At 70.9% G+C, this 23,228-nt stretch carries 23 protein-coding genes and 1 pseudogene; 8 read left to right on the forward strand and 16 right to left on the reverse strand.

From position 1 onward, the window contains the following. Positions 1 to 35: 35 nt before the first annotated feature. Positions 36 to 809 (reverse strand): SDR family NAD(P)-dependent oxidoreductase, encoded by a 774-nt coding sequence (locus tag OG370_RS03070; protein WP_328460296.1) that lies wholly within the window; start codon positions 807 to 809, stop codon positions 36 to 38. 314 nt (positions 810 to 1,123) lie between these two features. Between OG370_RS03070 and OG370_RS03075 the strand changes: the two genes are divergently transcribed. The 3 genes from OG370_RS03075 to OG370_RS03085 all read left to right on the forward strand — a co-directional run bounded on the left by OG370_RS03075 (position 1,124) and on the right by OG370_RS03085 (position 3,031). Next, positions 1,124 to 1,567, forward strand: coding sequence for a MarR family winged helix-turn-helix transcriptional regulator (locus tag OG370_RS03075; RefSeq protein ID WP_328460298.1), 444 nt, complete (start codon positions 1,124 to 1,126; stop codon positions 1,565 to 1,567). A 187-nt stretch (positions 1,568 to 1,754) separates the two neighbouring features. Further along, a complete protein-coding gene (locus OG370_RS03080; RefSeq protein ID WP_328460300.1) occupies positions 1,755 to 1,889 on the forward strand; it encodes a hypothetical protein in 135 nt (44 codons plus the stop codon). A 191-nt stretch (positions 1,890 to 2,080) separates the two neighbouring features. Continuing rightward, positions 2,081 to 3,031 (forward strand): hypothetical protein, encoded by a 951-nt coding sequence (locus tag OG370_RS03085; RefSeq protein ID WP_328460302.1) that lies wholly within the window; start codon positions 2,081 to 2,083, stop codon positions 3,029 to 3,031. Between the two features lie 125 nt (positions 3,032 to 3,156). Here the strand turns inward: OG370_RS03085 and OG370_RS03090 are convergent, their stop codons facing one another. The 3 genes from OG370_RS03090 to OG370_RS03100 form a co-directional block, all read right to left on the reverse strand. Continuing rightward, positions 3,157 to 3,768: a chloramphenicol phosphotransferase CPT family protein gene (locus OG370_RS03090; protein WP_328460304.1), complete on the reverse strand. Its 612-nt coding sequence runs from the start codon at positions 3,766 to 3,768 to the stop codon at positions 3,157 to 3,159. Between the two features lie 222 nt (positions 3,769 to 3,990). Beyond that, on the reverse strand, positions 3,991 to 4,392 hold the full coding sequence (locus tag OG370_RS03095) for a TetR-like C-terminal domain-containing protein (protein WP_328460306.1): 402 nt from the start codon (positions 4,390 to 4,392) through the stop codon (positions 3,991 to 3,993). A gap of 126 nt (positions 4,393 to 4,518) precedes the next feature. Continuing rightward, positions 4,519 to 5,445 (reverse strand): DUF4862 family protein, encoded by a 927-nt coding sequence (locus tag OG370_RS03100; protein WP_328460308.1) that lies wholly within the window; start codon positions 5,443 to 5,445, stop codon positions 4,519 to 4,521. A gap of 337 nt (positions 5,446 to 5,782) precedes the next feature. Here OG370_RS03100 and OG370_RS03105 point away from each other — a divergent pair, with 337 nt between their 5' ends. Further along, positions 5,783 to 6,811 (forward strand): NAD(P)/FAD-dependent oxidoreductase, encoded by a 1,029-nt coding sequence (locus OG370_RS03105; protein WP_328460310.1) that lies wholly within the window; start codon positions 5,783 to 5,785, stop codon positions 6,809 to 6,811. A 103-nt stretch (positions 6,812 to 6,914) separates the two neighbouring features. After that, positions 6,915 to 7,724, forward strand: a complete 810-nt coding sequence (locus OG370_RS03110) for an amidohydrolase family protein (protein ID WP_328460312.1) — start codon at positions 6,915 to 6,917, stop codon at positions 7,722 to 7,724. A gap of 275 nt (positions 7,725 to 7,999) precedes the next feature. On the opposite strand, the gene OG370_RS03115 is transcribed toward OG370_RS03110, so the two are convergent. Both OG370_RS03115 and OG370_RS03120 read right to left on the reverse strand, forming a co-directional pair. Further along, the gene (locus OG370_RS03115; protein WP_328460314.1) at positions 8,000 to 8,491 is read right to left on the reverse strand and encodes an RICIN domain-containing protein; all 492 of its coding nucleotides are present in this window, start codon (positions 8,489 to 8,491) and stop codon (positions 8,000 to 8,002) included. Between the two features lie 319 nt (positions 8,492 to 8,810). Beyond that, positions 8,811 to 9,155, reverse strand: a pseudogene (locus OG370_RS03120) (SbtR family transcriptional regulator); the annotation flags it as partial. Between the two features lie 104 nt (positions 9,156 to 9,259). Between OG370_RS03120 and OG370_RS03125 the strand changes: the two are divergent. Continuing rightward, on the forward strand, positions 9,260 to 9,556 hold the full coding sequence (locus OG370_RS03125; protein ID WP_328460318.1) for a hypothetical protein: 297 nt from the start codon (positions 9,260 to 9,262) through the stop codon (positions 9,554 to 9,556). An 81-nt stretch (positions 9,557 to 9,637) separates the two neighbouring features. Here the strand turns inward: OG370_RS03125 and OG370_RS03130 are convergent, their stop codons facing one another. The 9 genes from OG370_RS03130 to OG370_RS03170 all read right to left on the reverse strand — a co-directional run bounded on the left by OG370_RS03130 (position 9,638) and on the right by OG370_RS03170 (position 20,038). Then, entirely contained in the window at positions 9,638 to 11,134 is a 1,497-nt protein-coding gene (locus OG370_RS03130; RefSeq protein ID WP_328460320.1) for a chlorohydrolase family protein, read from the reverse strand. Positions 11,135 to 11,202: 68 nt separating this feature from the next. Continuing rightward, positions 11,203 to 12,102, reverse strand: coding sequence for an aspartate/glutamate racemase family protein (locus tag OG370_RS03135; protein ID WP_328460322.1), 900 nt, complete (start codon positions 12,100 to 12,102; stop codon positions 11,203 to 11,205). Positions 12,103 to 12,153: 51 nt separating this feature from the next. Beyond that, positions 12,154 to 13,215 (reverse strand): sugar phosphate isomerase/epimerase family protein, encoded by a 1,062-nt coding sequence (locus OG370_RS03140; RefSeq protein ID WP_328460324.1) that lies wholly within the window; start codon positions 13,213 to 13,215, stop codon positions 12,154 to 12,156. Positions 13,216 to 13,393: 178 nt separating this feature from the next. Beyond that, positions 13,394 to 15,025, reverse strand: coding sequence for an ABC transporter substrate-binding protein (locus OG370_RS03145; RefSeq protein ID WP_328460326.1), 1,632 nt, complete (start codon positions 15,023 to 15,025; stop codon positions 13,394 to 13,396). Further along, complete coding sequence (locus OG370_RS03150; protein WP_328460328.1) at positions 15,022 to 16,107, reverse strand: ABC transporter ATP-binding protein; 1,086 nt, start codon at positions 16,105 to 16,107, stop codon at positions 15,022 to 15,024. The genes OG370_RS03145 and OG370_RS03150 overlap by 4 nt, the downstream gene beginning before the upstream one ends. Beyond that, complete coding sequence (locus OG370_RS03155; protein ID WP_328460330.1) at positions 16,104 to 17,147, reverse strand: ABC transporter ATP-binding protein; 1,044 nt, start codon at positions 17,145 to 17,147, stop codon at positions 16,104 to 16,106. The genes OG370_RS03150 and OG370_RS03155 overlap by 4 nt, the downstream gene beginning before the upstream one ends. A gap of 28 nt (positions 17,148 to 17,175) precedes the next feature. After that, positions 17,176 to 18,192, reverse strand: coding sequence for an ABC transporter permease (locus OG370_RS03160; RefSeq protein WP_328460332.1), 1,017 nt, complete (start codon positions 18,190 to 18,192; stop codon positions 17,176 to 17,178). A gap of 14 nt (positions 18,193 to 18,206) precedes the next feature. Beyond that, the gene (locus OG370_RS03165; protein ID WP_328460334.1) at positions 18,207 to 19,079 is read right to left on the reverse strand and encodes an ABC transporter permease; all 873 of its coding nucleotides are present in this window, start codon (positions 19,077 to 19,079) and stop codon (positions 18,207 to 18,209) included. Then, complete coding sequence (locus OG370_RS03170) at positions 19,076 to 20,038, reverse strand: sugar phosphate isomerase/epimerase family protein (RefSeq protein ID WP_328460336.1); 963 nt, start codon at positions 20,036 to 20,038, stop codon at positions 19,076 to 19,078. Before OG370_RS03170 ends, OG370_RS03165 begins: the two co-directional genes overlap by 4 nt. Before the next feature lie 246 nt (positions 20,039 to 20,284). Here OG370_RS03170 and OG370_RS03175 point away from each other — a divergent pair, with 246 nt between their 5' ends. Both OG370_RS03175 and OG370_RS03180 read left to right on the forward strand, forming a co-directional pair. Further along, positions 20,285 to 20,962, forward strand: coding sequence for a FadR/GntR family transcriptional regulator (locus OG370_RS03175; RefSeq protein WP_328460338.1), 678 nt, complete (start codon positions 20,285 to 20,287; stop codon positions 20,960 to 20,962). 57 nt (positions 20,963 to 21,019) lie between these two features. Then, a complete protein-coding gene (locus OG370_RS03180) occupies positions 21,020 to 22,258 on the forward strand; it encodes an amidohydrolase (RefSeq protein WP_328460340.1) in 1,239 nt (412 codons plus the stop codon). An 82-nt stretch (positions 22,259 to 22,340) separates the two neighbouring features. Here the strand turns inward: OG370_RS03180 and OG370_RS03185 are convergent, their stop codons facing one another. Next, complete coding sequence (locus OG370_RS03185) at positions 22,341 to 23,174, reverse strand: PIG-L family deacetylase (RefSeq protein ID WP_328460343.1); 834 nt, start codon at positions 23,172 to 23,174, stop codon at positions 22,341 to 22,343. Positions 23,175 to 23,228: the final 54 nt, after the last annotated feature.

Below are 23,228 nucleotides of genomic sequence, written 5' to 3' on the forward strand. Positions count from 1 at the left end.
GCTGATGTCACGGCCGAGTTCGACGGCTCGGCGGGTCAGTTCCAGCCGCCGTCGGCTTCGATGGTGGCGCCGGTGATGTACGACGCGTCCGGGGAGAGGAGAAACGCGACCACGGCGGCGATCTCGTCAGGTTGGGCCAACCGTCCGAGTGCGCTCATCGAGCGGACGAGTGCGGGAAAAGGAACACCGGTGAGCGCGGGGTGGATGTAGTGGGGGGCGTAGCCGGCCATGCGGGTGGCGGTGGCGCCGGGGGCGATCGCGTTGATGGCGATGTTCCGCTCCGCCAGTTCGGGAGCGAGATTGCGCACCATCGCCGGGATGGCGGCTTTGCTTGCCGCGTACAGGGCGTGTCGATGGACCTCCAGGCGTGCGCTGACGGAGGAGCTGAGCACGATCCGGCCGCCGTCGGCCATCGCGGCGGCCGCCGCCTGCGTGACGAACAGCTGTCCGGCCACGTTGGTCTGGAAGAGGCGGTCGAAGTCGGCCTGGGTGATGGTCTCCAGCGCCCCGAAGTGCTCGACCCCGGCGTTGCTGACCAGCAGATCCAGGCCGCCGAACTCGGACGCCACCGCGCCGACCAGCTCGTGGCACTGCGCCCTGTCGCTGATGTCGGCCGCGAAGGCCGACGCCTCACGCCCGTCGTTGCGGAGTTCGCCGACGAGCGCCTCGGCGGCGTCCTTGTCGGATCGGTAGTTGACCGCGACCGCGGCTCCCTGGGCGGCGAGCCGCCGCACGATCGCGGCGCCGATTCCGCTGCTGCCTCCGGTGACCAGGGCCCGCTTGCCGGCCAGGTTTGATGTCGATGTCATCGCGATACCTGCGTTCTCTCTGTCTCCGGATGTGGTCTCCGGATGTGCACAGTCCTGGGGCGTACCGCCCGTCCCTTCATCGAGCCGCCATCTGCATTAGTCAGGAACATTGACTACTGTACTCGTATGGCGGCGCCGACGACAACAGCAATCGGCGTGGCGTCGCCGAGGGACGGACGGCGCGCGGTGGAACGCGGCAAGCGCGGAGCCGGGCATGCGCCACCGCGTCCGGCGCCGGCGGCGATCCGGCCCGGCGGCATTGACGTAAGGTGTGAACCTCGTGGGATCAGGTGGGCGACGGAGCCGAGAGCGGTATGGACGACGAGCAGCAGGTGAATCTAGGGGTGGCGCTGTTCATCCCGTATCGGTACACCGAGGACCGGATGTTCCGGGCCCTGCAGGATGCCGGGTTCGACGACTGGACCCTCGCCCAGTGTCGGGTGTTCCAACGCGTCGCCCCTGACGGTTCACGCCTCACGGACCTCGCTGACCAGGCACAAATGAGCAAGCAGAGCGCCGGCGTGCTGGTCGACCAACTGGAGCGCCTGGGCTACGTCCGCCGGGTCCCCGACCCCACGGACGGTCGCGCCCGGCTGATCGTGATCGAGGAACGCGGCAGGCGGGCGGTCGAGGTGGCCTCGGCGACGCTCGACGAGATCCTCGCGGAGTGGAAGGCGTACCTGGGCACGCGCAACTTCGCGCTGCTGCAGCAGATCCTTGACCAGCTCCGCGAGATCACCGACCCCTACGCGCGGTAGGCCGGCCCCACCGGGCCGGCCGCCCTTGATTCCCGTTCGCCCCGAGCCGCCGGAGTCGGTGGGCGCCGGCAGGCTTCAGCCCCGCGGCAGCATAGTCAGTTCCATTGACTTGTTCGTCAGCTAACCTGACGATTCCAGCGATCGGACGTGTGTCTGCCACGCGACGCGAACCCTCACTCAAGGAGGTATGCGCATCCCGCCGGCCCTCGCGGTCTCCGGCGCGAACGTGCCCGACAGCCAGGCGTTCCAGCCGCTCCTGCCGGACATCCCCCTGGGCATCCCCTCCATCCGCCGCAATACAGTGCCCCGATGCCTGCCGTGACTGCGCGCCCTCGACGCTCCACCGTGGAAGCCCTCCTGACGGATCGTTACGCGTCACCCGTCCGGGTCGAGGCCTGGGAGCACTTGGCGCCCTGGTCCGTCGCCCGTGCAACGCTCCGCGGCGCGGCGGTTCCCAGGACCGTGGTCGTCAAATGGGTGCGGAGTCATCGGAGCGACACTCGCACCGAACCCTTGCGACTCCACACCGAGCTGGCTGCGCTCCGGTTCCTCTCCGAGGACCTCGGTCTGGCTCTTGCCCCGCGGGCTGTCGCCGCCGACCTTTCCGAGGGAATCGTGGTGCTGGAGGATCTGGCACCCCGCACCGCCCTGGACGAGTTGCTCCGCCGTGACGGATCTGCGGCCCACTCCGATCGACTGGTCGCCTTCGCCCGCGCCCGCGGCGAACTCAACGCTGCCACGGCCGGGTACGCCGACACCTACCGCGCGCGACGGTCGTCCAGCGCGCCGCGCAACCCGGAAGCCGATCACGTGGACCGGTTCGCCCGGCTCCGGGACGAGGCACACGGGCACGGACCCACCTCGATTCTCTGCGCCCCCATCACCGGGCGAGCCGAGACCGAACTCGATTCCGCTCTCACCGAGTTGAGCGAGCCCGGCCCGTTCCTGGCATTCAGCAACGGCGATGCGGAGACGAACAACGTCCTGCTCCACGAGTCAGGCCCCGCCGACGCTCGCCTCATCGACTTCGAGTCAGCGTGCTACACCCACGCCCTCCTCGACGCCGTCTGCCTTCATGTGCCCGGCCCGGCATGGATGACTGTGGGTGATCCCCTGAGCGCCGGCCTGGGCGACCACTACCGCGGTGCTCTGGCCCACGGCATTCCCCAGGCGGAAGACGACCTGCGGTTCGGATTCGGCCTGGCAGCGGCGTGCATCTCCTGGGCGATCGTCCGTCTGCAACGGTTCGCCCTCCTCGACACCCGCGCGCCCGGAGACCACAGCAGACCCCAGCTCGTCGAGACGTTGGAAGCCGCGGCCCGTACCGCCGAGGCCCATCGCGTCTTCCCCCACCTCACCGGCTGGGCCCGTCACACCGCCGACCTGCTGCGCCGACGCTGGCCCGACGCCGACCTGGACCTCACCGATCCCACCGCCTTCCCGCCCTACACGGCGCGCCGCTGAGCGGGGACGCACAAGGCAGTGGCCGGCCTCGGTTCCGTGCGGCCGGCCACCGCTCTCCAAGTGCCCCTTCGCCCACGCCAACCGGTAGTCCAGGTCACCGGCGATCGCGCCGTCGACGAGGGCCTTCACCTCTGGCTTCCCGGCCCGCCACCGTGGTGCCCCGCTGCTACCGCGTGCGAGTGAGCCCGAAGAACCGTGCGCGCCAGCTCTTGCGCGGGGGCCTTGCTGGTATCGACCTTGAGGTCGTACCTGGCCTCATGGGCATGAACCGTCCGCAGGTGTCCCCTCGCCAGGCCCGCCGGATTGCCCCGTGCCGCCTCCCGCTCCTCAAGCACATCGACCGGGCAGTACACCCCGACGAGATAGACCTGTACGCCGGAGAGCGCCTGGAGCCAGTCCTCCAGCAGATCGGGACCCAGCAGCATCTCGTCGACCACGACGTTGCAGCCCTTGAGCGCCAGCTCGGCGACCGACGCACAGGCGGCGGCAAGCATCCGGCGGCCGACGTCGCCGTACCGGATGATGATCAGCTGACGGCCGTCCTCGTCACGCTCCGACCGGTCGTAGCGGAACCCTTCGAAGCTCAAGGGCCCGCCGCGGGCGCCGGCCCACTTCTCCGGCACCATCGCGAACAGCGTATCGATGCCCCAGTACAGGTACGGCTCATCGCTTTCTTCCTGGATCGCGCGGGCCAAGGTGGTCTTACCGGCACTTGATGTGCCGTTGAGAAAGATCACGCGACCAGGGCGGTCATACCGCACAGAGGCTCCCATCCGACCAACCTATCGGGCCCGATCAACGACGGTGCGGCTCTCCGACGCAGGAACCCGGACGAGCCCGCCTCGGCGCCGCGGTCCCCGCGGGGAGTAGGTCCGGCGCTCCCCGGGGGAGTTCCGCGCACCACGTGTCGACGTACGGCGTGCTTCGGGCCGGCGGCCCGGCGCGTGAGCCGAGGGCCCCTACGCGAGCGGAGGGCCCCCGGCCGATGCGGGCGCCCACCCGCGCAGCGTCGCGTCGATCGTCGACCCGAACGCCCGATCCAGCGTCGCGGAGTCGAGCGCGCCGGCCAGTTCGAGCGACACCAGCCCGTGCAGGGTCACCCACAACGAGAGGGCGATCAGGGTCGGTTCGCCCGCGAGCACCGAACCCTCCACGGCCCGGTCGATCCCCGCGAGCAGCGGCCTGACGGGGTCACCGGAGCCCACCTCGCCCGAGGGGTCGAAGCGCTGCGCACCGCCGAACAGCACGGCGTAGAGGTGGCGGTGGGCGACGGCCCACCCCCGGTACGCGGCGGCCAGCGCGCGCAGGTCGGCGAGCGGGCCGGCGCCCTGGCCGACCCGGCCGTCTCCGCGCACTTCCACCGGGCGGTGATCGCCGAACCCGGCCCGATGGACGGACCCACCGCGCACCTGTCTGCGGGCAGGAGGGGGCGGACCGCTCCCCGGGACACCGGTCACGGGGTGAACAGGGCGAACGGGCAAACTCCTCTACGAGTTCTTCTGACCCAGGAGCCGCATGACGCGGCCCACCATCGCGAGCCTCTCGTCGACGGTGGCGCCACCGGGGACCTGGATCTTCGCTCCCGCGTAGGAGAACGCCCCTTCGGCCGCGCGCAGACAGCGGCGCACCTCGTCAGCGTCCATCAGGGAGGTGGGCTCGTCCTCGGTGAGGGGCAGGTGAGCGTCCGCCCACGCTCCCCCGTACTCGTTGGCGGCCGGCCCCGCGCCGGAGAACATGACGCCCTCCAACAGGCCCTCGGCGGCGAGCTGTTCGACCTGGGCGAGCGGCCGGCCCGGGTCCTGGGCCTCGATCGCCGAACGGCCCCAGTTGACGGTGACACCGATCCCCGCCTCCCGTGCGAGGGGGATCTCGTCTTCCAGCGGCAGGAACCGCTTCTCGCCCGGTACGGCCGGCGCATACGCGTCGCAGTGCTCCAGGACGAGCCGGGTGGACCAGGCGCCCTCGGCGGGTGCGCTCGCCGCGATCTCGTCGAGGGAACGGGCGAACATCTCCCGGGCGGCGGTCTTCGAGGGCGCGGTGTGGATGTGGAGGGCGGAGACCGACTGCTCGCCGGTGAGCTGGTTCAGCTCCTCGGCGACAAGACGGGCCTCGCGGAGGAAGTCGAGCGCCGCACGCCGTCCGTCCTGGTCCTTCGAGGCGAGCCCGAAGACACCCGTGGCCCCCACGCGCACCATCGTGCCGGGAATCAGGGTGATCACCGAACGGGTGAAGCGGCCCCGCATCTGTGCGGCCAGCCGGCGGATGTCCACACCGAGACCATCACGGAACGGGATCTCCAGCCCGTCGGCGATCCCCCGGCCGGCGAGCCCGTCGTAGAAGCGCTCCTGGTCGGCGGGCAGGGAGGGCAGCGCCGCGTACGCGCCCACCAGTGCGGCGGGCCGTTCTGTGGTCATGGTGTCAGGTCTCCAAATGTTCCGTGCACGGTTCTCCGGTGAGACCGTACGGGGGCAGCTCGTCCAGGTCGTCGCCAAGGAGTCGCGCGTTGTCCGCCCGGGTTCCGCCGGGTCACGGTCCTGGTCCTGATCGTCCTGGTGCGCAACGCGAGCGGACTCGCCACGATGCGCTCGGCCGTACCGTGATCGAGCCTCTCGACGAGAACGTCGAGCGACCTCCCCCGGGGCGCAAGCCCTCGACCAGGGTGAAGTCTATGATCCGACCGGGCGGGCAGGGTTGTGGAGTTCGGCAGTGTCCCTCCGGCGTCGCCGAAACGGGCACGCTAGGGTCCTGAACGTGTCGAACCCACAGGTGAGTCGGGGCGTGATCGTCGTCGGTGCCGGCATCGTCGGCGCGTCGGTGGCCCATCACGCCGCCCGGGCGGGTGCGTCAGTGACGTTGGTCGACGCCGGGCGGCCGGGCGGGGGCGTGACGGCGGACCCGTTCGCCTGGATCGGGGCGTCCGGCGTGCGCAGAGGTCCGGCCGCCGGGCTGCGGGCCACCACGACGGCGGAGTACCACCGGCTCGGGGCCGAGTTGCCGGGGCTCCCGGTGACCTGGTCCGGCTCGCTGAGCTGGACCAGGCAGGGCAGCGCGCCGGACGCCGGGCCCGGACAGACGATCGTGCACGCGGCCACCGTGGCGACGCTCGAACCCGCCCTTCGGCAGCCTCCGGAGTGGGCGGTCTGGGCGCCGGGTGACGGCGCTGTCGACGCGGTGGGCGTGACCGAGCGGCTGGTCGCGGGCGCTCGTAGTCATGGAGCCCGGGTACATCCGGACGCGCCGGTGACCGCGGTCCGCCGGGATACGGCGGGCCGGATCGCCGGGGTCGAGACGGCAGCAGGACCCCTCTCCGGTACGACGGTGGTGCTGGCGGCCGGAGTTACCACGGCCGCGCTGGGCGCGCCGCTCGGCGTGCACGTCCCGGTCGAACCGTCGCCGTGCCCGCTGTTCCGCTTCCGCGCCCCGGCCGGCCTGGTCCGCACCGTGGTCAACACCGAGGACTTCGATCTCCGGCAGGTCGCCGCGGACCGGCTGATCGCCGCCGCGGACTCCCCCGAACAGGCCCTCGCCGCCGTCCGGTCCACCTTCCACGGCGCCGGGAGCGTCGAACTGCTCAGCACCCGACTCGGAGTGCGCCCCATGCCCGTCGACGGTGAGCCGATCATCGGCCCGGTCACCGAGGTCCCCGGCCTCTACGTGGCGGTGATGCACTCGGCCGTCACGCTCGCCCCGGCCGTGGGCCGCCTGGTCGCACGGGAGTTGGTCGGCGGAACCGTCGAACCGGCTCTCGCGGGTTGCCGCCCCGACCGCTTCTCAGCGTGAGGGGGCTCCTCACGCTCGGGCGTTGAAGGGCGTCGGCTCCCTGCCTACCGGTTCCGCACGCAGACCCAACGGCCGCTTCGCCCGCCCGCGGCCTGCCCGGCTCTTGGCAGTCGAAGCGGCCCAGCGAGCCGCCGACCGCCGCCAGGCCCTGATGCAGGCATGCCTGGACGTCTTCGACGCCGAAGGCTGGTCAGCCCTGAGCGCCCGACGGGTCTGCGAGGTCGCGGGGCTGACCGGCCGTTACTTCTACGAGAGCTTCGAGAGTCCGGACGAGCCGATCGCCGCGATCTTCGTGCCCCTGACGCAGGAGATCAGCACGGTGGTCAAGGCGCCGGTCGACGACGAGGGCCGAAGGACCCTCCCCGGGCCTCAGTATGAGCCTGAGCCGCACCGCGCCCGTCGCGCTGGCCGTCCTGGTCGAGCCGCCGCTCAAGGGCCGGTTCTTGTCGCCGCCCAGCCCGCGGGCGGCGCCGTCGCCCCCAGGCACGCCGAGCTGATCGCCAATCACCCGGGCCGTTTCAGCGCCTTCGCCACGCTGCCGGTGGACGGCCCGGACGAGGCGCTGGCCGAACTCGCCTACGCCCTGGACGAGCTCCGGCTCGACGGCGTGGCGTTGACCTCGAACGGGCACGGCCGGTACGTGGGAGACCCGTCCCTGGAGCCGGTGCTGGCGGAGCTGGCACGGCGCCGGGTGCCGGTCTTCGTGCACCCTGAGGACTGCCCGTACATCGAGGTTCTGGGCTTGGAGCGCCCCAACTCCATCGTCGAGTTCCCCTTCGACACCGCACGCACGATCACCAACGCCCTCTACCGGCGTCTTCCAGCGGTATCCGGAGCTGCGGCTGATCCTCGCGCACTGCGTCGGTGCATCGTTCACGGTCGGCGGCCGCGGCGGCATCCACCCATGCGGTAGCCCCGTCCCCGACGCCACCCGCTGGGCAGTGGCGGTGGAAAGGAGAGCGACGACGTGCCAAATCGGCGAGCCACACACCCACATTTCCGGGTGGCCGACCCGGACCGCCCGGCCACCGGTAAGGAACACTGCGGCACCGGGCACCTGACGTTGCTCGGTGATTCGACACCAACGAGCCGTTCAGGTGGCTCTGCCCGTATGTACCGAGTACCCCACGACCACCCGATCGGAACTGTCGTTCAACGACTCCCCAGGATCGGGAAAGCAACAGCTGCTTACGGAGCCGACACCCAGTTCCAGCGGGTGTTGCTTCCGCTGTTGACATAGCAGGACGCCCAGGTGTCTCCCGAGCTGTAATGCCCGACATAGCAACCGGGGTTCGTCGACGCAATGGGGTAATTCGACTTCACACCCGTTTGCATCTGGAAATTATAGGCCGTGTTCGTGCAACTGGTGGTCACGACCGAGCGGGCGATGTCTCCCTTGGGAGACTTGGGGACGCCAAGACAGTTCTCGGCCAGACCGCTGAATACGAGGACGACCTTGCCGCTCGAGATTCCCCACTTCTGATAAGCGCTGTTCTTGTTGCAGGTCACCATCTTCACGGCGGTGGCCTTGGATGCGGTGTCGCCTTCCATGCATTTACCGGTTGCGACGTTCTTGAGGAGGTAGCTGTCCGCCGCCGCCGCCGGCTGCACGCTGGTAGCAGCCAAACCGCCGACGGTGAGAACTACAGCTCCCGCGGTCACGAAAAATTTACGCTTCATCCGACTCTCCCTTTCGTCGATCCGTGAACCCTGGCGTCGAGAACGCTAATCCAGGAATGAATAGTTCCGGCTTGCCCACTCAGGGCTTTGCAGTTTCTTTAATATCTCTCGGACGCAAATTACGCTATGTCGCATTTACGGCTTTTTATCCTAGGTTAAATTGGCTGAAATTTCCTTATTGGTGCCACCGATCGGGCGCCCACGGCCGGGGGACACACCGACACCGGGCACGTCGTCAGCCAAGCCCGGGCGCCCGACAAGACGCCGAGTCGAGGACGAGCAGCTTCAGCCCGTCGAGTCGAAGGACGCCCCGCCTGGATCACGGCCGGCGGTGTCGAAGCGGCTGGCCCACCGGCTGCTCCGGTTGGGCGCGCAGACCGTCCAGGACGACACCGAGCGGCCGGTGGGGCGCGTTGCGACGGCGGGCCAGGCGTTCCGCTGTCGCGCAGCCGACGACAAGGTCCAGGACGTCGGCGACGTCGAGACCGGACCGCACCTTCCCGGTCTTCTGGGCGCGCCGCAGCAGGGCGTCGAACACCTGGAGGAAGTCGCGCCGAAGGGTCTCGGGCGCCACGAACTGCACGCCGGCGTCTGCCTGGAGCGTGTCGCACAACGCGTGGTTGAGGGACACCTGCTCCACGAGATGGCCGAAGTAGGCTGGAACACCTCGGCCGGGTCGCGGTCGCCCACCAGCGTCTTCGCCCGCTCGACGAACTGCTCGATCCGGCCGAGGAGCACCGCCTCGAACAGCGCGTCCCTCGTGGGGAAGTGCCGGTACACGGTTGCGACGCCGACGCCCACTTCGCCGAGCGACGCCAGGACGCGATGAGCGCCGCGATGGCCACGCTGGACGTCCAGGCCAACGAGGCGACCGTCTACGAGAGCACCGACCCCGAGGTGGTGACCTTCGAGTTCGCACTGTCCGGGGTCTCGAAGGTCACCGGGGAGGCGTTCCGGTGCACCTCGACGATGGGCGTGCTCACCGTGCGGGACGGGAAGATCGTGCACTGGCGCGATGACCCGAACTACTTCGGCGCCACCGAGGCCACCGGCGCGCAGGCGTAACTCGCCGAACTCATCACCGGCCGGCCGCACGCGTGGAGCATCACCACCGCCAAGACCGTGCACGTCAGCGGAACTCGTCCCTCACGGCACCTCGCTTGCGGCGGGCTCCGCGGGGAGCCGTGGGAAGACGGGAGGGAAGAGGTCGGCGGCGGCACGGCGGTGCGCGTTCCGCTCGCCGTAGGCCGCCCGCATCCGGCCGAAGAGCCGCTGGGCCCGGCTCTTCATGGCGGTCACGTCGCGCCCCGGCAGTTCGCCGTCCCGGACCACGGTGCGTCCGGCCACCACCGTCAGGGCGATGTCGCGCGGCGAGCCGGACATCAGGAAGGTGCGCAGCGGGTCGTCGAGGACACCGAGCCGGAAGTCGGTGAGCCGGACCGCGACCAGGTCGGCCTGCGCACCGGGCGCGAGCCGCCCGAGGTCGTCGCGGCCCAGGGCCCGCGCGGCGTTGAGCGTCGCCGCGCGGAAGTACGCGGCCGGGTCGCCGGCGTCGAGCCGGCCTTCGAGCACCTTGGCGAGGCTGGACCCCACGTCCATCGCGCGGAACAGGTCGGGCGGGAAACTGTCGCTGCCGAGCGTGATGTTCACCCCTGCCCGGCCGAACCGGTCGAAGCTGTCCAGCACCATGCCGTAGCGCAGGGACGTCGACGGGCAGTGGACGATCGACGCCCCGGCGCGGGCGAGGGTCTCCAGTTCGCTGTCCGAGGGCGCCGTCCCCCGCGTCCCGCCGCCCGCGCCGTAGGTCGCGTGCGGCAGGAGCAGCCGGCAGCCGAGCAGGCCCGCACGTTCGATGATCTCCAGCGGTGTCGCGGCGTACTCGTTGCGGAGCAGGTCGAGTTCGACGGTGCCCTGCATGCAGTGCAGCCGGACCGGCACGTCGTGGCGGCGGGCCAGTTCGGCGGTGGCCGCGAGCAGTTCCGGGGTCATGGTCTCGATCCGGCACGGCAGCAGGGCGCCCCGGACCAGGCCGTCGCCTGCGGACGACCGGGCGTACTCCAGGAAGCGCTCGGCGTCCCGCAGGCCGGCGAGCCCGCGCTGCTCCTCCCACCGGACCTCCCGCCCGCCCTCGCCGCGCACCACGTTGACCCCCGCTCGGTAGCTGGGACCCACGTAGGCGCGGATGCCCAGGGCGCGGGCCGCCTCGGCGATGCCGACCGCGTCCTGGTAGGTCTCGGCCCAGGAGCTGTGGGCCTCCGAGGCGATCGGCATGCAGGTCGTGATGCCGTGCAGCAGGAGCTGGGCGAGGCCGTACTGCCGGATGAAGTTCCGTTCCTCCTGGTCGAAGACGTCGTGACGGTGGTGGGTGAAGTACTCCGCCGACCACTGGAGTCCCGCGGCGGCTTCCGGTGCGGACCAGGAGTCGAGCAGCGCGTGGTCGATGTCCGACACCGCGTCGAGGTCGATGAGGCCCGGTGTCACCAGGGCCTCGCCCAGGTCGATCGTCTCCCCCGCCGTGCCCTCCCGGCGCGGTCCCGCGTACACGACGCGCGCACCGTCGTACACGACGGAGGCGTCCTCGATCAGCACATGGTCGCCCTCGCGGTAGCCGAGCACGTAGCGCGCGTGCACCGTGGTGGTCATGTGTCTCCTTTCCGGACCCGGACGGGTCCGCCGCTCGCTTGCGGTTGCCGCGGGAGGCCCGCGAACTGTCAGACGGGGTGGGTGTCCTGGACGCCGGGCGTCCGGTGCGGTTCGGAGCCCCAGCCCGGACGGGACTTGGGCAGCGGCCGGGCGAAGGTCGACACCTTGCTCGTCCGCAGGCCGAGCCGGGCCAGCCCTTCGGCGAAGAGCAGCCCGGCGGCGACCGGGTCGATCACCGGAATGCCCAGTTCCTCCTCGAAGGAGGCCGCGCGGCCGGCGAAGCCCGCGCAGCCGAGCACCAGCGCCTCGGCGCCGGAGTCGATCAGCCGGCGGCCGCACGCCAGGACGGCCTCGCGGCTACGGGCGACGTCGGCGTGGGCCGACAGCACCGGGACGCCCGCGGCGAGCACGCCGACGCAGTGGTCCGCCACCCCGGCCGTCCGCAGGCTGTCCTGGATCTGCACGACGGAGCGGGCCAGGGTGGTCACCACGCCGTAGCGGGGCGCCAGCATCAGCGCCACGTGCGCGGCCGCGTCGGTGATGTCCACCACCGGTACGTCCAGCAGTTCGCGGGCGGCCTCCCGCCCGTGCTCGCCGAAGCCGGCCAGCACGACCGCGTCCATGCCGCCGGGCCAGGTGGCGAGCCGGTCGAGCATGGCCGTCGCGGCGATGAAACTGTCCAGATAGCCCTCGGCCGAGACCACTCCCCACTCCGGTGAGACGGCGGTGACGACCGTCCCCGGGCCCGCGGCGGCCCGGGCCGACTCCCCGATGACCTCGGTCATCGACTCGGTCACATTGCAGTTGAGGACCAGGACCCGGATCGGGTTCGGGTTCGGGTTCGGCGCCGCTCTCGCGTCCTGGCCCGGCGCGGGGTTCGTCGCGGGGTTCAGCGCCGGACTCGGAGCCTGGCTCGGCACCGGGTTCGGCGCCGGGCTCGCGCCGGCAGGGCTGTGCTGACTGGTCACGTCGAACCTCGCTGGGGGCGGTGGCGTTTCTGGCCGGCGGGCACGGTCACGTCAGCGGTTCTCGCCGGCCGTCGCGCCGGGTGTCTGGAGGGCCGCGAGCGTCTTGCGCAGATGCTCGGCGCTGCGCAGGACGAAGTCCTCGCCGTCGAACGGGATCGCGCGGAAGTCCTCCACCGACGGCACCGCACCGTCGGCCGAGCGCCGCGCGTAGTCGTCCGCGAGGCGGACCAGCTCGGTCACCTCGTCCTCCACGAGATCCGGGTGCAGTGCACGCCAGCTCTCGTCCGCGATCCCGATCGGGATCGCCAGCGTCGGTCCCGCGGGCTCGATGGAGGCGTCCAGGTCGGGTACGTGCTCCAGCAGCGCGCCGAGCAGGCCGGCCCAGTCGATGACCCCCAGGCCGCAGGGCGAGAAGGTCCGGGTGAGACCGACACCGGTGCGCTGGAGGATCGAGTCGCGCAGGTGCGTGGCCCGGACGTACGGGGCGACCCGGCGCGCGGCGGCCACCGGCTCCTCGCCGCGCACCATGACGTTCGCGGTGTCGAAGGTGATCCCCATGACGTCCGGCCCGATCGCCTCGACCAGCCGGACCACCTCGGTCGTGGTGATCTCCTCGTGGGTCTCCATGTTGAGGTGGCAGTCCAGGTCGCGGGCGGCCGGCGCGAGCAGACCCAGGAACTTCTCGATCGCGACGAGTTGGTCCGCCCAGGGTGCGTCGGTGCGGAACCGGTCGATGGCGTAGTAACCGGGCAGATCGGCCTTGTAGTTGCAGCAGGCGACCCACAACTCACCGCAGTCGGCGCCCTCGCGGCACGCCTGGAGCATGCGCAGCATGCCGCGGGTGTAGTCGCCCTCGCCCAGCCTGCGGATCTCCGGGGCCTCGGCCGCGGCGTACGGGTTGACCTTGCCGAGCCCCATCTGGAGGTAGAGGCCCAGCGTGTCCGCCTCGCGGCGGACCTCCCGGAGCACGCCGAGGTCGAGCGTCGGCGAGATGTCGAGCACGGTGCGGAAGTACACGCCCTCCATGCCCAGCTCACGGGCGTATCCGAGGATCTCCAGGGGGGTACGGTCCGCAGCGCCGGGGATCTTCCGGCCGTCGACACCGATCTTCATGGCGGGGTTCTCCTTGTGACTTCTGGCTCGGCCGCTGGGCCGAGTCGCGTGCGGCCGCGGGATGCCGGCCGCTTGGGTACTGGGTGCTGGGTGCTGGGTCCTCACGGCGATGCACGGGGCGTAAGGCGTCACGCGCAATACCTGAGGCGTACGGCGCGAGGCGCCGGGTGCGGGCCGGCTATCGGCCCCACTGCGCGAGGGGCAGGTTCCCGGCGTACGCGAAGCGCTTGACGTTCCTGCCGAGCACGGCGGTGAACCGGGCGCGGTAGAGGATGATCGTCGGCGAGTTGTCCACCCAGAGCGTGCTGATCCGGTCGATGAGCTGCTGCTGTTGCGCCGGGTCGGTGACGCTGTTGAGCTGGGCGAGCAGCGGCTTGCTGCCGGGCAGGCAGATGTGCTGGTTGTTGAAGCTGCTGCCGCAGGTCGTCTTCTTGCGCAGTTCGTAACTGCCCAGTGGTGTGCTGGACTCGAAGAGCAGCGCCGACTGGTAGGTGCCGTTGTTGAACAGCGTGCTGAAGTCGGCCGGCGGCTTCGCCACGAGGTTCACCTTGACGCCGATGGCGCGCCAGACGGACTGGAGCAGCGCCGCGAGGTCGGACACGCCGGGCGACTGCGGGTTGATCATCAGGTCGAGGTGGGGCGACTTCAGGCCCGACGCGGCCAGCAACCGCTTGGCCTTGGCGGGGTCGTAGGCCCGCGGCGGTTCGAGGGACGCGTGGTAGCCGGCCATGCCCGGCACCACGGGGCCGTAGTAGGAGTCGCCGTAGCCGTAGACGAGCTTGGAGATGATCTGCTGGTAGGGGATGGCGTAGGTGAGGGCCTCGCGGAACTTCGCGTTGCCCGTGACGGGGCCCTGGTTGTTCAGCGAGACCGTGACCGGTGTGGCGCTGCCCGCGCTGACGACCTTGCAGCAGGACTTGCCGCTGACGCTGTGCACGCTCTGCGGTGGCAGCCCGAGCGTGACGTCGGCCTGGCTGTTCTCGGCCTGGAGCAGCAGGGTCGGGATCGACGGGATGAAGTTGACCTGGACCTTCGGTTCGATGGCCGGGGTGCCGTAGTAGTGCGGATTGCGTACCAGGACGGCGTGGTTGTTGGGGACGTAGGTCTGCAGGACGTACGGTCCGCTGCTGCTCGCGGTGTGGCTTTGCAGCCACTGGTTCGGGCTGCCCGCCTTGACGCCGCCGTGGGCCTCGATCGGCTTGGGGTCGTAGATCGAGCCGCGGCTCTGGGACAGGCTGTAGAGGATCTCGGGATACGCCTTCCGCAGGTGCAGCACCACGGTGGTCGCGTCGGGCGCGTCCACACCGGTGATCAACGGCGGGTCGGTGATGCCGAGTTGCAGTGAGAGCGCGCCGCAGGCACCCATCTTCACGGTGCGGTCCAGGGAGTACTTCACCGCGTTGGCGTCCAGCGGGTCGCCGTTGGCGAACGTCCTTCCGGCGGGCAGCGTGAAGGTGTACGTCTTCCCCTGGTCGGAGACCTTCCAGCTCGTGGCGAGGTCGGGCTGCACCTTCGACGGGTCGGGGTCGGCGGTGGTGAACCCGTCCTTGTCGGTGGTGACCGACTGCTTGACCAGCCGTCCGTAGAAGCTGCCGGCCAGGGAGTTGTCGTCGCCGGGACACGAGAACGCGGGGTCGAGGCTGGAGATGCTCGTCGCCCAGTTCACCGTGAACGGGCGGTCGGAGCCGGCCCCCGCGCCGTTGACGTCCGAGCCGCCGCAGGCCGCGGTCATGGCCGCGGTGGCGGCGAGGCCGACCGCGAGCAGGGTGCGGCGGTGGGGACGGGCCGGTATCCGATCGGTTCTTGTCACTTGTCCTCCTCTCCAAGCGTGGGGGTACGGCTCTGGGCGCCGGCCCGCCGGGCGAGTTGCTCCTGCATCTCGCCCGGGAAGTGGCAGGCGACCTGGTGTCCGGGGACGACCTCGCGCAGCCGGGGGCGGCGCTGCGCGCAGTCGGGGCGGCCGGCGCCGACCGGGCAGCGGGGCAGCAGGGGGCAGCCCTCGGCCGGCGCCGGACCGGCGGCCGGTTTGGCCGTGTCCAGGGCGCGCCGGCTGCGCTCCATGACGTCGGGGTCGGGGACGGGCGCGGCGAGCAGCAGCGTCACGGTGTAGGGGTGCAGCGGGTTGGCGAACAGTTCGTCGGAGTCGGCGACCTCCACGATCTCGCCGAGGTACATCACCGCGATGCGATGGCAGACGTACCGGGCCACGGCGAGGTCGTGCACGATGAACAGGCAGGTCAGGCCCAGTCCGGACTGGAGGTCCGCCAGCAGGTTGAGGACCTGGGCCTGCACCGACACGTCCAGGGCCGTCACCGGCTCGTCGAGGACGAGGAGTTCGGGGTGGAGGACAAGCGCGCGGGCGATGGCGATGCGCTGGCGCTGGCCGCCGGAGAAGGCGTGGGCGTTGCGTTCGGCCAGTTCCGCCGACAGGCCCACCCGTTCGAGCATCTCCAGGGCTCGGGCCCGCCGGACGGCGGGGTCGCGCTCGCCGTGCACCAGGAGCGGTTCCTCGACGAGCCGGCGTACCGAGAAGCGCGGGTCCAGCGAGCCGTAGGGGTCCTGGAAGACCATCTGCACCCGCGAGCGCATCTGCCGCAGCGCGGCTTGCGACATCTTCCCGACGTCGTCTCCGTCGAAGACGACCGAGCCGGAATCGGGGTCGGTCATCCGCAGCGCGCACGAGGCGGCGGTGGACTTGCCGGAGCCGGACTCGCCGACGAGTCCGAGGGTTTCACCCCGGCGCACCTCGAAGGAGACCTGCCGCAGCGCGTGCACCTGCCCGGTCCTGCGGGTGCCGACGCCGGCGCGCCTGCCGCCGAAGGACTTGGTGAGGTCGGCGACGCGCAGCAGCACGTCGGGTTCGGCGGCCTGCTGGACTGGCGGGGAAGTCATTCGGTGTCCTCCAGCTCTTCGGTGCCGGGGAAGTGGCACTTGGTGGCGCGCTCGGCGCCCGGCGCGCCGAGGCTGACGAGCACCGGTTCCCGGCTGCGGCAGTCGGGCTTGCCGCGGCCGGCCGGGCAGCGCGGCTCGAAGGAGCAGCCCGTGATGGGCAGGGTGGGGTCGGGGAGCGCGCCGGGGATCGTGGACAGCCGCCCCTGCGGGACCTGGTCGGTCCTCAGCACGCACTTGATCAGCTCGCGGGAGTAGGGGTGTGCCGCCGCGGAGAACAGGTCCCGGCTGCGGCTCTCCTCGACCAGTTGGCCGGCGTACATGACCTTCACCGAGTCGCAGTAGCCGGCGACGATGCCGAGGTTGTGCGTGATCAGCATCAGGGCCGCGCCGCGGTCGGTCACCAGGCGGTCGAGCAGTTCCAGTACCTGGGCCTGGGTGGTCACGTCGAGCGCGGTGGTCGGTTCGTCGGCGATCACCAGCTCGGGCGAGTTGGCGAGCGCCATCGCGATCAGCACGCGCTGCCGCATGCCGCCGGAGTACTGGTGCGGGTAGTCCGCCAACCGGTCGGCGGCGTTGACCACGCCGACCTCGCCGAGCAGGTCGGCGGCCAGCTTCCGGGCGGCCTTGCGGGTGATGTCCTGATGGGCGCGGATGCCCTCCACCATCTGGGAGCCGATGCTGCGGATCGGGTCCAGCGCGCTCATGGGGTCCTGGAAGACCAGGGAGATCCGGCGGCCGCGGACGTGGGACATCGCGGAGTCCGGGAGCCCGCGCAGATCCTGTCCGTCGAGCAGCACCTCCCCCTCGGTCACCCGGCCGGGTGGCTGGAGGAGGCCGACGATGGACATGGCCATCGCCGACTTGCCCGAGCCCGACTCCCCCACGATCGCCAGGCGCTCGCGGCGGTGGACGGTGAAGCTGACGTCCCGTACGGCGGCCACCTTTCCCCTGGGGGTGGCGAACTCGGTGCGCAGGCCCTTGACCTGGAGCAGGGCGTCGGTAGGGGGTGTGGTGGCGGCGGTTGCTGGTGTCTGAGCCATCAGCTCGGCTCCTGTCCGGTTTGTCATCTCACTTGGCGCCGACTCGGATGCGGGGGTCGATGGTGGAGTAGGTGACGTCGGCCAGGAAGCTGACCGCCACGTAGAGGAAGGCGCTCAGCACGATGACTCCCTGGACGACCGAGAAGTCCTTCTGGAGGATCGCGTCGACGGTGAGCGAGCCGACGCCGGGCCAGCCGAACACCTTCTCCACCAGGACGCTGCCGGTCATCAGCTCGGCGAGGAGCATCGCGGTGGCGGCCACCAGGGGAAGCAGCGAGTTGGGCACGACATGGCGCAGGAACGCGGCGCGGCGGGTGATGCCCCGGCTCCGCGCGACCAGTACGAACGGCTCCCGGATCGTGTTTCGCAGCTGCGACCGGAACAGCCGGCTGAGGAAGGCGAACGGTCCGACCGCGATGGTGCAGCCGGGCAGGATCAGATGCCAGACGGCGTTGAAGAAGGTCGGGAACTGGCCGGCGAGCAGGGCGTCGACGGTGTAGAGGCCGGTGACGTCGGGCGGAGTGGCCCTGCCCGGCGACAGCCGTCCCTCGGGGCCGGGAAAGATCCCGAGCTTGACCGAGAGCAGCAGGATGGCCACGAGGGCGAGCCAGAAGGGCGGGGAGCCCATCGCCAGCGACGAGGTGGTCCGCAGCGAGACGTCGGCGCCCTTCTTGCGACGGTAGACCGCGACGGCGCCGAAGAGGAGTGCCGACGCCACGGCGATGAACACGCCGGTCAGGCCGAGTTCGATCGTGGCCGGCAGCCGGGAGCGGAGCAGGCCGGCCACCGGTTGGCCGGTGCTGAAGGAGAATCCGAGGTTGCCGTGCGCGAGGGCGGTGAGGTAGTCCCAGAACTGCGCCGGCAGTGACTTGTCGAGCCCCATCGAGGCGCGGATGTGGGCGATCGTCGTCGGGTTGGCGAGGTCACCGCCGACGAGCCGGGCCGGGTCGCCGGGCAGCTTGCGCAGCATGAGGAAGGAGAACACCAGCGCGCCGAGGATGGTGGTGATCCCGACGGCGAGGCGCTTGGAGACGGTGGCGAGCATCAGGGTCCCTCTCGTCAGTCGGCCACGATGTACTCGCCGCGCGGGTCGAGGATCTCGCGTGTCCGGTCGGCGACGACGGTGGTCAGGGTCACGGCGATGAGCAGCACGAGGCCGGGGAAGGCCGCGACCCACCACTGGCCGGTCAGGAAGAACTGCTGGCCGTCGGTGATCATCGAGCCGAGTTCGGCGGTCGGCGGCTGGGCGCCCATGCCGAGGAAGCCCAGTGCCGCGAGCGAGAGGACCGCCGCGCCGAAGACGGCCGCCATCTGCAGCACGATGGTGGAGACCAGGTGCGGGAAGATGTGGACGAACAGGGTCCGGCGCTGGGTCGCCCCGATTGCCCGGGTGGACTTGACGAAGTCCTTGGCGGAGATCCGCATGACCTCGCTGCGCAGGGTGCGCATGTACCAGGGGAACGAGTGGATCGACAGGCCGATCACGACCGCGGGTATGCCGGGTTTGAGGGCCATCACGACCGCCATCGCGAGCATGATCGAGGGGAAGCAGAGGATCGAGTTGGTCAGCCAGGTCAGGACCGTGTCGACGTAGCCCCCCAGCGCCCCGGCGAGCAGACCGGTGATACAGCCGAGGACCGCCCCGGCCAGGGCGACGACCAGGCCCGCGCCGAGCGAGGCCCGCGCGCCGACCAGTACCCGGGCGAGCATGTCCCGGCCGAGGTTGTCGGTCCCCAGCGGGTGGTGGGCCGAGGGCGGGGTGAACTGCTGGGCCAGATCGACGGTGTTGGAGTTGTCCGGCCACACGAGCGGGCCGAAGATCACGACCAGGGCGAGGACTCCCAGCGCGCTCAGGGCGACCACCAGGACCTTGTCGTTTCTTGAGACCCGGCGGCGCACGGCGCGCAGCCGGGTCGAGGCGATGGTTGTCACGGCTGCTCTCCAGAGATCGTGACCAGTACGGAACGCACGTGGGTGATGCTTCGGCGCAGTTCGGCGCGGTACCCGGCGGTGTCGGTCCGCGATGCGGCGTCGACCGGCTGCCGGCCGCCCTGCTCGGCCGCCGAGCGCTCGCAGCGCACCGCGGCGCGCACCAGGCGGGCCAACTCCCGTGGCCTGATGTGGGGTTCCGCGTCGAACCAGTCGTCCCGGAACATCTCCGTGTCGAACTGCCCGCGATGCTGCTCGAAGACGAGGTGCCGGGCCGGAGCGTCCCGGACGAGGGCGTCCAGGATCGCGGTCCAGTCGAGCACTCCGTCGCCGCAGGGCCGCAGTTCGCGGCGCAGGCCGGCGGGGGTGAAGTACAGCGCGACGTCCTCCAGATGGGTCTGGTGGACGTAGGGCGCGAGCCGCCGGGTCACCTCGACCGGGTCCTCGGCGCGTACGACGAGGTTCGCCACGTCGAGGCTCACCCCGAACACGTCGGTGCCGGCGGTCTCGACCAGCCGGATCACCTCGTCCGAGGAGAGGTCCTCGTGGGTCTTCACGTTGAGCCGGCAGCCGTGTTCCAGCAGCACCGGCCGCAGGGCGGCCAACGTCCGCTGGGTCTCGGCCAGTTGCTCGGCGTGCGAGGGTGAGGCGCGCTGCCGCTCGGTCCTGGTGTAGGCGAAGAACCGGTCGCAGCCCAGGGCCACGGCTGCACCGATCATCGCGGTGAGTTCGGCGACGCGTTCGGCGTGGTCGCCGTGCGGGCCGAGGCAGCCCACTCCGGCTTCGACGAAGAGCTCGCGCTCGTCGGCGGCCTGCCGGGCCGCCCGCAGTTCGGCCCGGTCCAGCGAAGGGCTGACCGCGCGAGGGTCGGCGAAGAGCACGCCGCCCAGGCCCAGTTCGCCGGCCAGGTCGAGGGCCGCCGGCCAGTCGCCCGCGCCGATGCCCTGTACCGGGCCGCACATGGCTCCAAGACGCTTGGTCGTGCGCGGATCTGAGGCTCGGTCAGGGAGGGCTCGGGACTCGGTTTGATCGAAGGCGATACGCGGGGACGTGGTCGTCATGTAATCTGATTACCAGACGTCTGATGTTTCTGGATAGGGACCTCGATGGACTTTCGGCAGATCCTCCGAGCCGCACGACATGGCATCGCCTCGGTCGCCGCTCCACCGGCGAGGACCCGGCTGACCACCAGGAAGGTGGGGGGTTAAGTGCCGCGCTTCAACCGCGTTTCCGCAGTACAGGTCGCCATCGAGGAGATCCGCGACCAGATCCGCGAGGGGAACTGGGCGCTGGGCGACCGGCTGCCGTCCGAGGCGGAACTCACCCAGACCATGGGCCTGAGCCGAGCGCCGCTGCGCGAGGCCATCCGCGCCCTCACCTACGCCGGCCTGCTCTCCGTACGGCAGGGCGACGGCACGTATGTGATCGCGGTCGACGAGGCGACCGTGGCGCTCAACCGCAAGCTCACGGACAGCAAGACCCGGGATGTCCTGGAAGTGCGGCGCGGGCTGGACACGGCCGCGGTCCAACTGGCCGCCGCACGGCGTACCGAGGACGACCTGGAGGCGATGGCCGACATCCTGCGGCGCCGGCGCGAGGCGGCCTCCACGGGCGACCAGTCGACCTTCGTCGACGCCGACGTCTCCTTCCACCTGGCCGTCGCGAAGGCCGCCGGCAACTCCCTGCTCCTGGACCTCTACGAGGGGATCTCGCTGGCCATGCGGGAGTCCCTGGACACGGTCCGGTCGCTCGAACACGCCGTCGGCGAGGGCGGCGACGACCACGAGGCCCTGTTCGACGCGATCAGGGCGGGGGACGCGGCGCGCGCCTCCGAGATCGTCCTGTCGATCATCGCCGGACAGGAGCAGCAGTGCGCGCTGCAGTGAGCCCGCCCCGCCCGGCCCGCCCCGCCCGCCTGCCCCGCTGAAAACCTACGGAGAGCCATGACGAGTCCGAAGAAGATCATCGACGTACGCCCCTGGGCGGGCGAGCTGAGCGACATCCTCGTCGAGGACGGCCGGATCACGCAGGTGCTGCCGGCCGGCGGCCCGACGGCGCGGGACGAGCCAGGCGTCATCGACGGACGCGGGCGGATCGCGCTGCCCTCCTTCACCGACGCGCACGCCCACCTCGACTCCACCCGGCTCGGCCTGCCGTTCCGCCCGCACACCGCGGGGCCGGGTCTTGAGGGCCTGATCGAGAACGACCGGGCCAACTGGCGTTCCGCGGAGGCGAGCGTCAGCGAGCGGGCGACCCACACGCTCGGCAGGACCATCGCCTCGGGCGCCACCGCCGTACGCAGCCACGCCCAGGTCGACACGGAATCCGGCCTCGACCGGCTCGACGGCGTCCTCGCCGCGCGCGAAGCGCACCGGGACCGGGCGACGGTCCAGGTCGTCGCCTTCCCGCAGGCCGGGATCGTCCGCGACCGCGGCACCGCCGACCTGCTGGCCGACGCGCTCTCCAGCGGCGCGGATCTGGTGGGCGGCATCGACCCCTGCGGCCTCGATCGCGATCCCGTCGAGCACCTGGACATCGTGTTCGGCCTGGCCGAACGCCACCAGACCGGCCTGGACCTGCACCTCCACGAGGTGGGCGAGCTCGGGGCCTTCACGCTCGACCTCGTCTTCGACCGGGTCCGCGCCTTGTCCATGCGGGGCAAGGTGACGATCTCGCACGCCTTCGCGCTGGCCACATCGGAGGCCGGCCGGGTCGAGGAACTGGTCACCCAGCTCGCCGAACTCGACATCGCCCTCACCACGATCGCCCCGAGCGGCCGGCGCACGCTGCCCCTGGAACTGCTGGCCGAGCACCGCGTGCGGGTGGGCCTGGGCCAGGACGGCATTCGGGACTACTGGTCGCCGTTCGGCGACGGCGACATCCTCGGCCGCACCTGGCAGCTCGCGTTCACCAACCAGCTACGTCGCGACGAGCACATCGAGCGCTGCGTCGCGCTGGCCACCGTGGGCGGCCGAGCGGTCCTGGCGGGCGGCGGGGTCGGCGGGGTCGGCGCCGCCTGGACGGCCGCCGCCTCGGAACCCCGCGGCTTGGCCCAGGGCGATGCCGCCGACCTCGTCCTGCTCTCCGGGGAGACGGTGACCAGCGCGGTGATGGACCGGCCGCAGGACCGTGTCGTCATCCGCCAGGGCAGGGTCGTCGCCGAGGACGGTGTGCTGGTCTGAGCCCCGCGGGCAGGCGGGGCCGGGCCGGCGGCCGGGCGGGTGTGGATCAGCGCAGGCCGGCGAATCAGCGCGGTCCGGCGAATCAGCGCAGGCCGGCGAAGAGGTCGTTCTCGGGTGTGGCCGCGCCGGTGGCGTCCTGGACCCGGACGAAGGTCTCCATGCCCATCAACTCGCCGAACCTCTCCTTGCCCATCTTGAGGAAGAAGATGTTCTCGCCCTGGCTGGCGTGCGCGGCCAGCGCGTCGAACTTCTGACCGCTGAACGCCGTGGTGTCCACCCATGTGGTGATCTGATCGTCGGGGAGGCCGATCTCGGCCATCGCGGCGGCCTGGGCGGGGTCCGGCTCCGGCATGTCCTCGTCCAACTCGCGCATGACCTCGCCGAACCGCTGGAACATCGTGCGGGGCATGGTGGTCCAGTACACCTTCGGTGTCAGGTCCGTCATCTCCAGCGCCGCCATCGTGATGCGGTGGGCCTGGATGTGGTCGGGGTGGCCGTAGAAGCCGTTCTCGTCGTAGGTGACGACCACATCGGGCCGGTACTCCCGCATGAGGTCCGCGAGCCGGGCCGCGCCTTCCTGCACGGGGGTCTGCCAGAAGGACCCGGGGGCGTCGTTGCTCGACCAGCCCATCATTCCGGAGTCGGCGTAGTCGAGCATCTCCAGATCGCCGACCTTCAGCACGTCGCAGCTCGCCTCGAGTTCCTTGCGGCGCATCGAGGCGACGGCCACCGGATCGTGGCCGGGATCGCCCGGCTTGACGCCTCCCGGTCCGTCACCGCAACCGCCGTCGGTACAGGTCACGAGAACCGTGCGGATGCCTTCCGCCGCGTACCGCGCGAGGACTCCCCCGGTTCCGGTGGCCTCGTCGTCGGGGTGGGCGTGCACTGCCATGAGCGTCAGGGGCCGGTCAGCCATCAAACAGTCCTTCTGCAGAGATGTGTCGTGGTCCCGGTGCGCGGCAGGCGTACC

Source organism: Streptomyces sp. NBC_00448, assembly GCF_036014115.1.
In the GTDB taxonomy this organism is placed as follows: Bacteria; Actinomycetota; Actinomycetes; order Streptomycetales; family Streptomycetaceae; genus Actinacidiphila.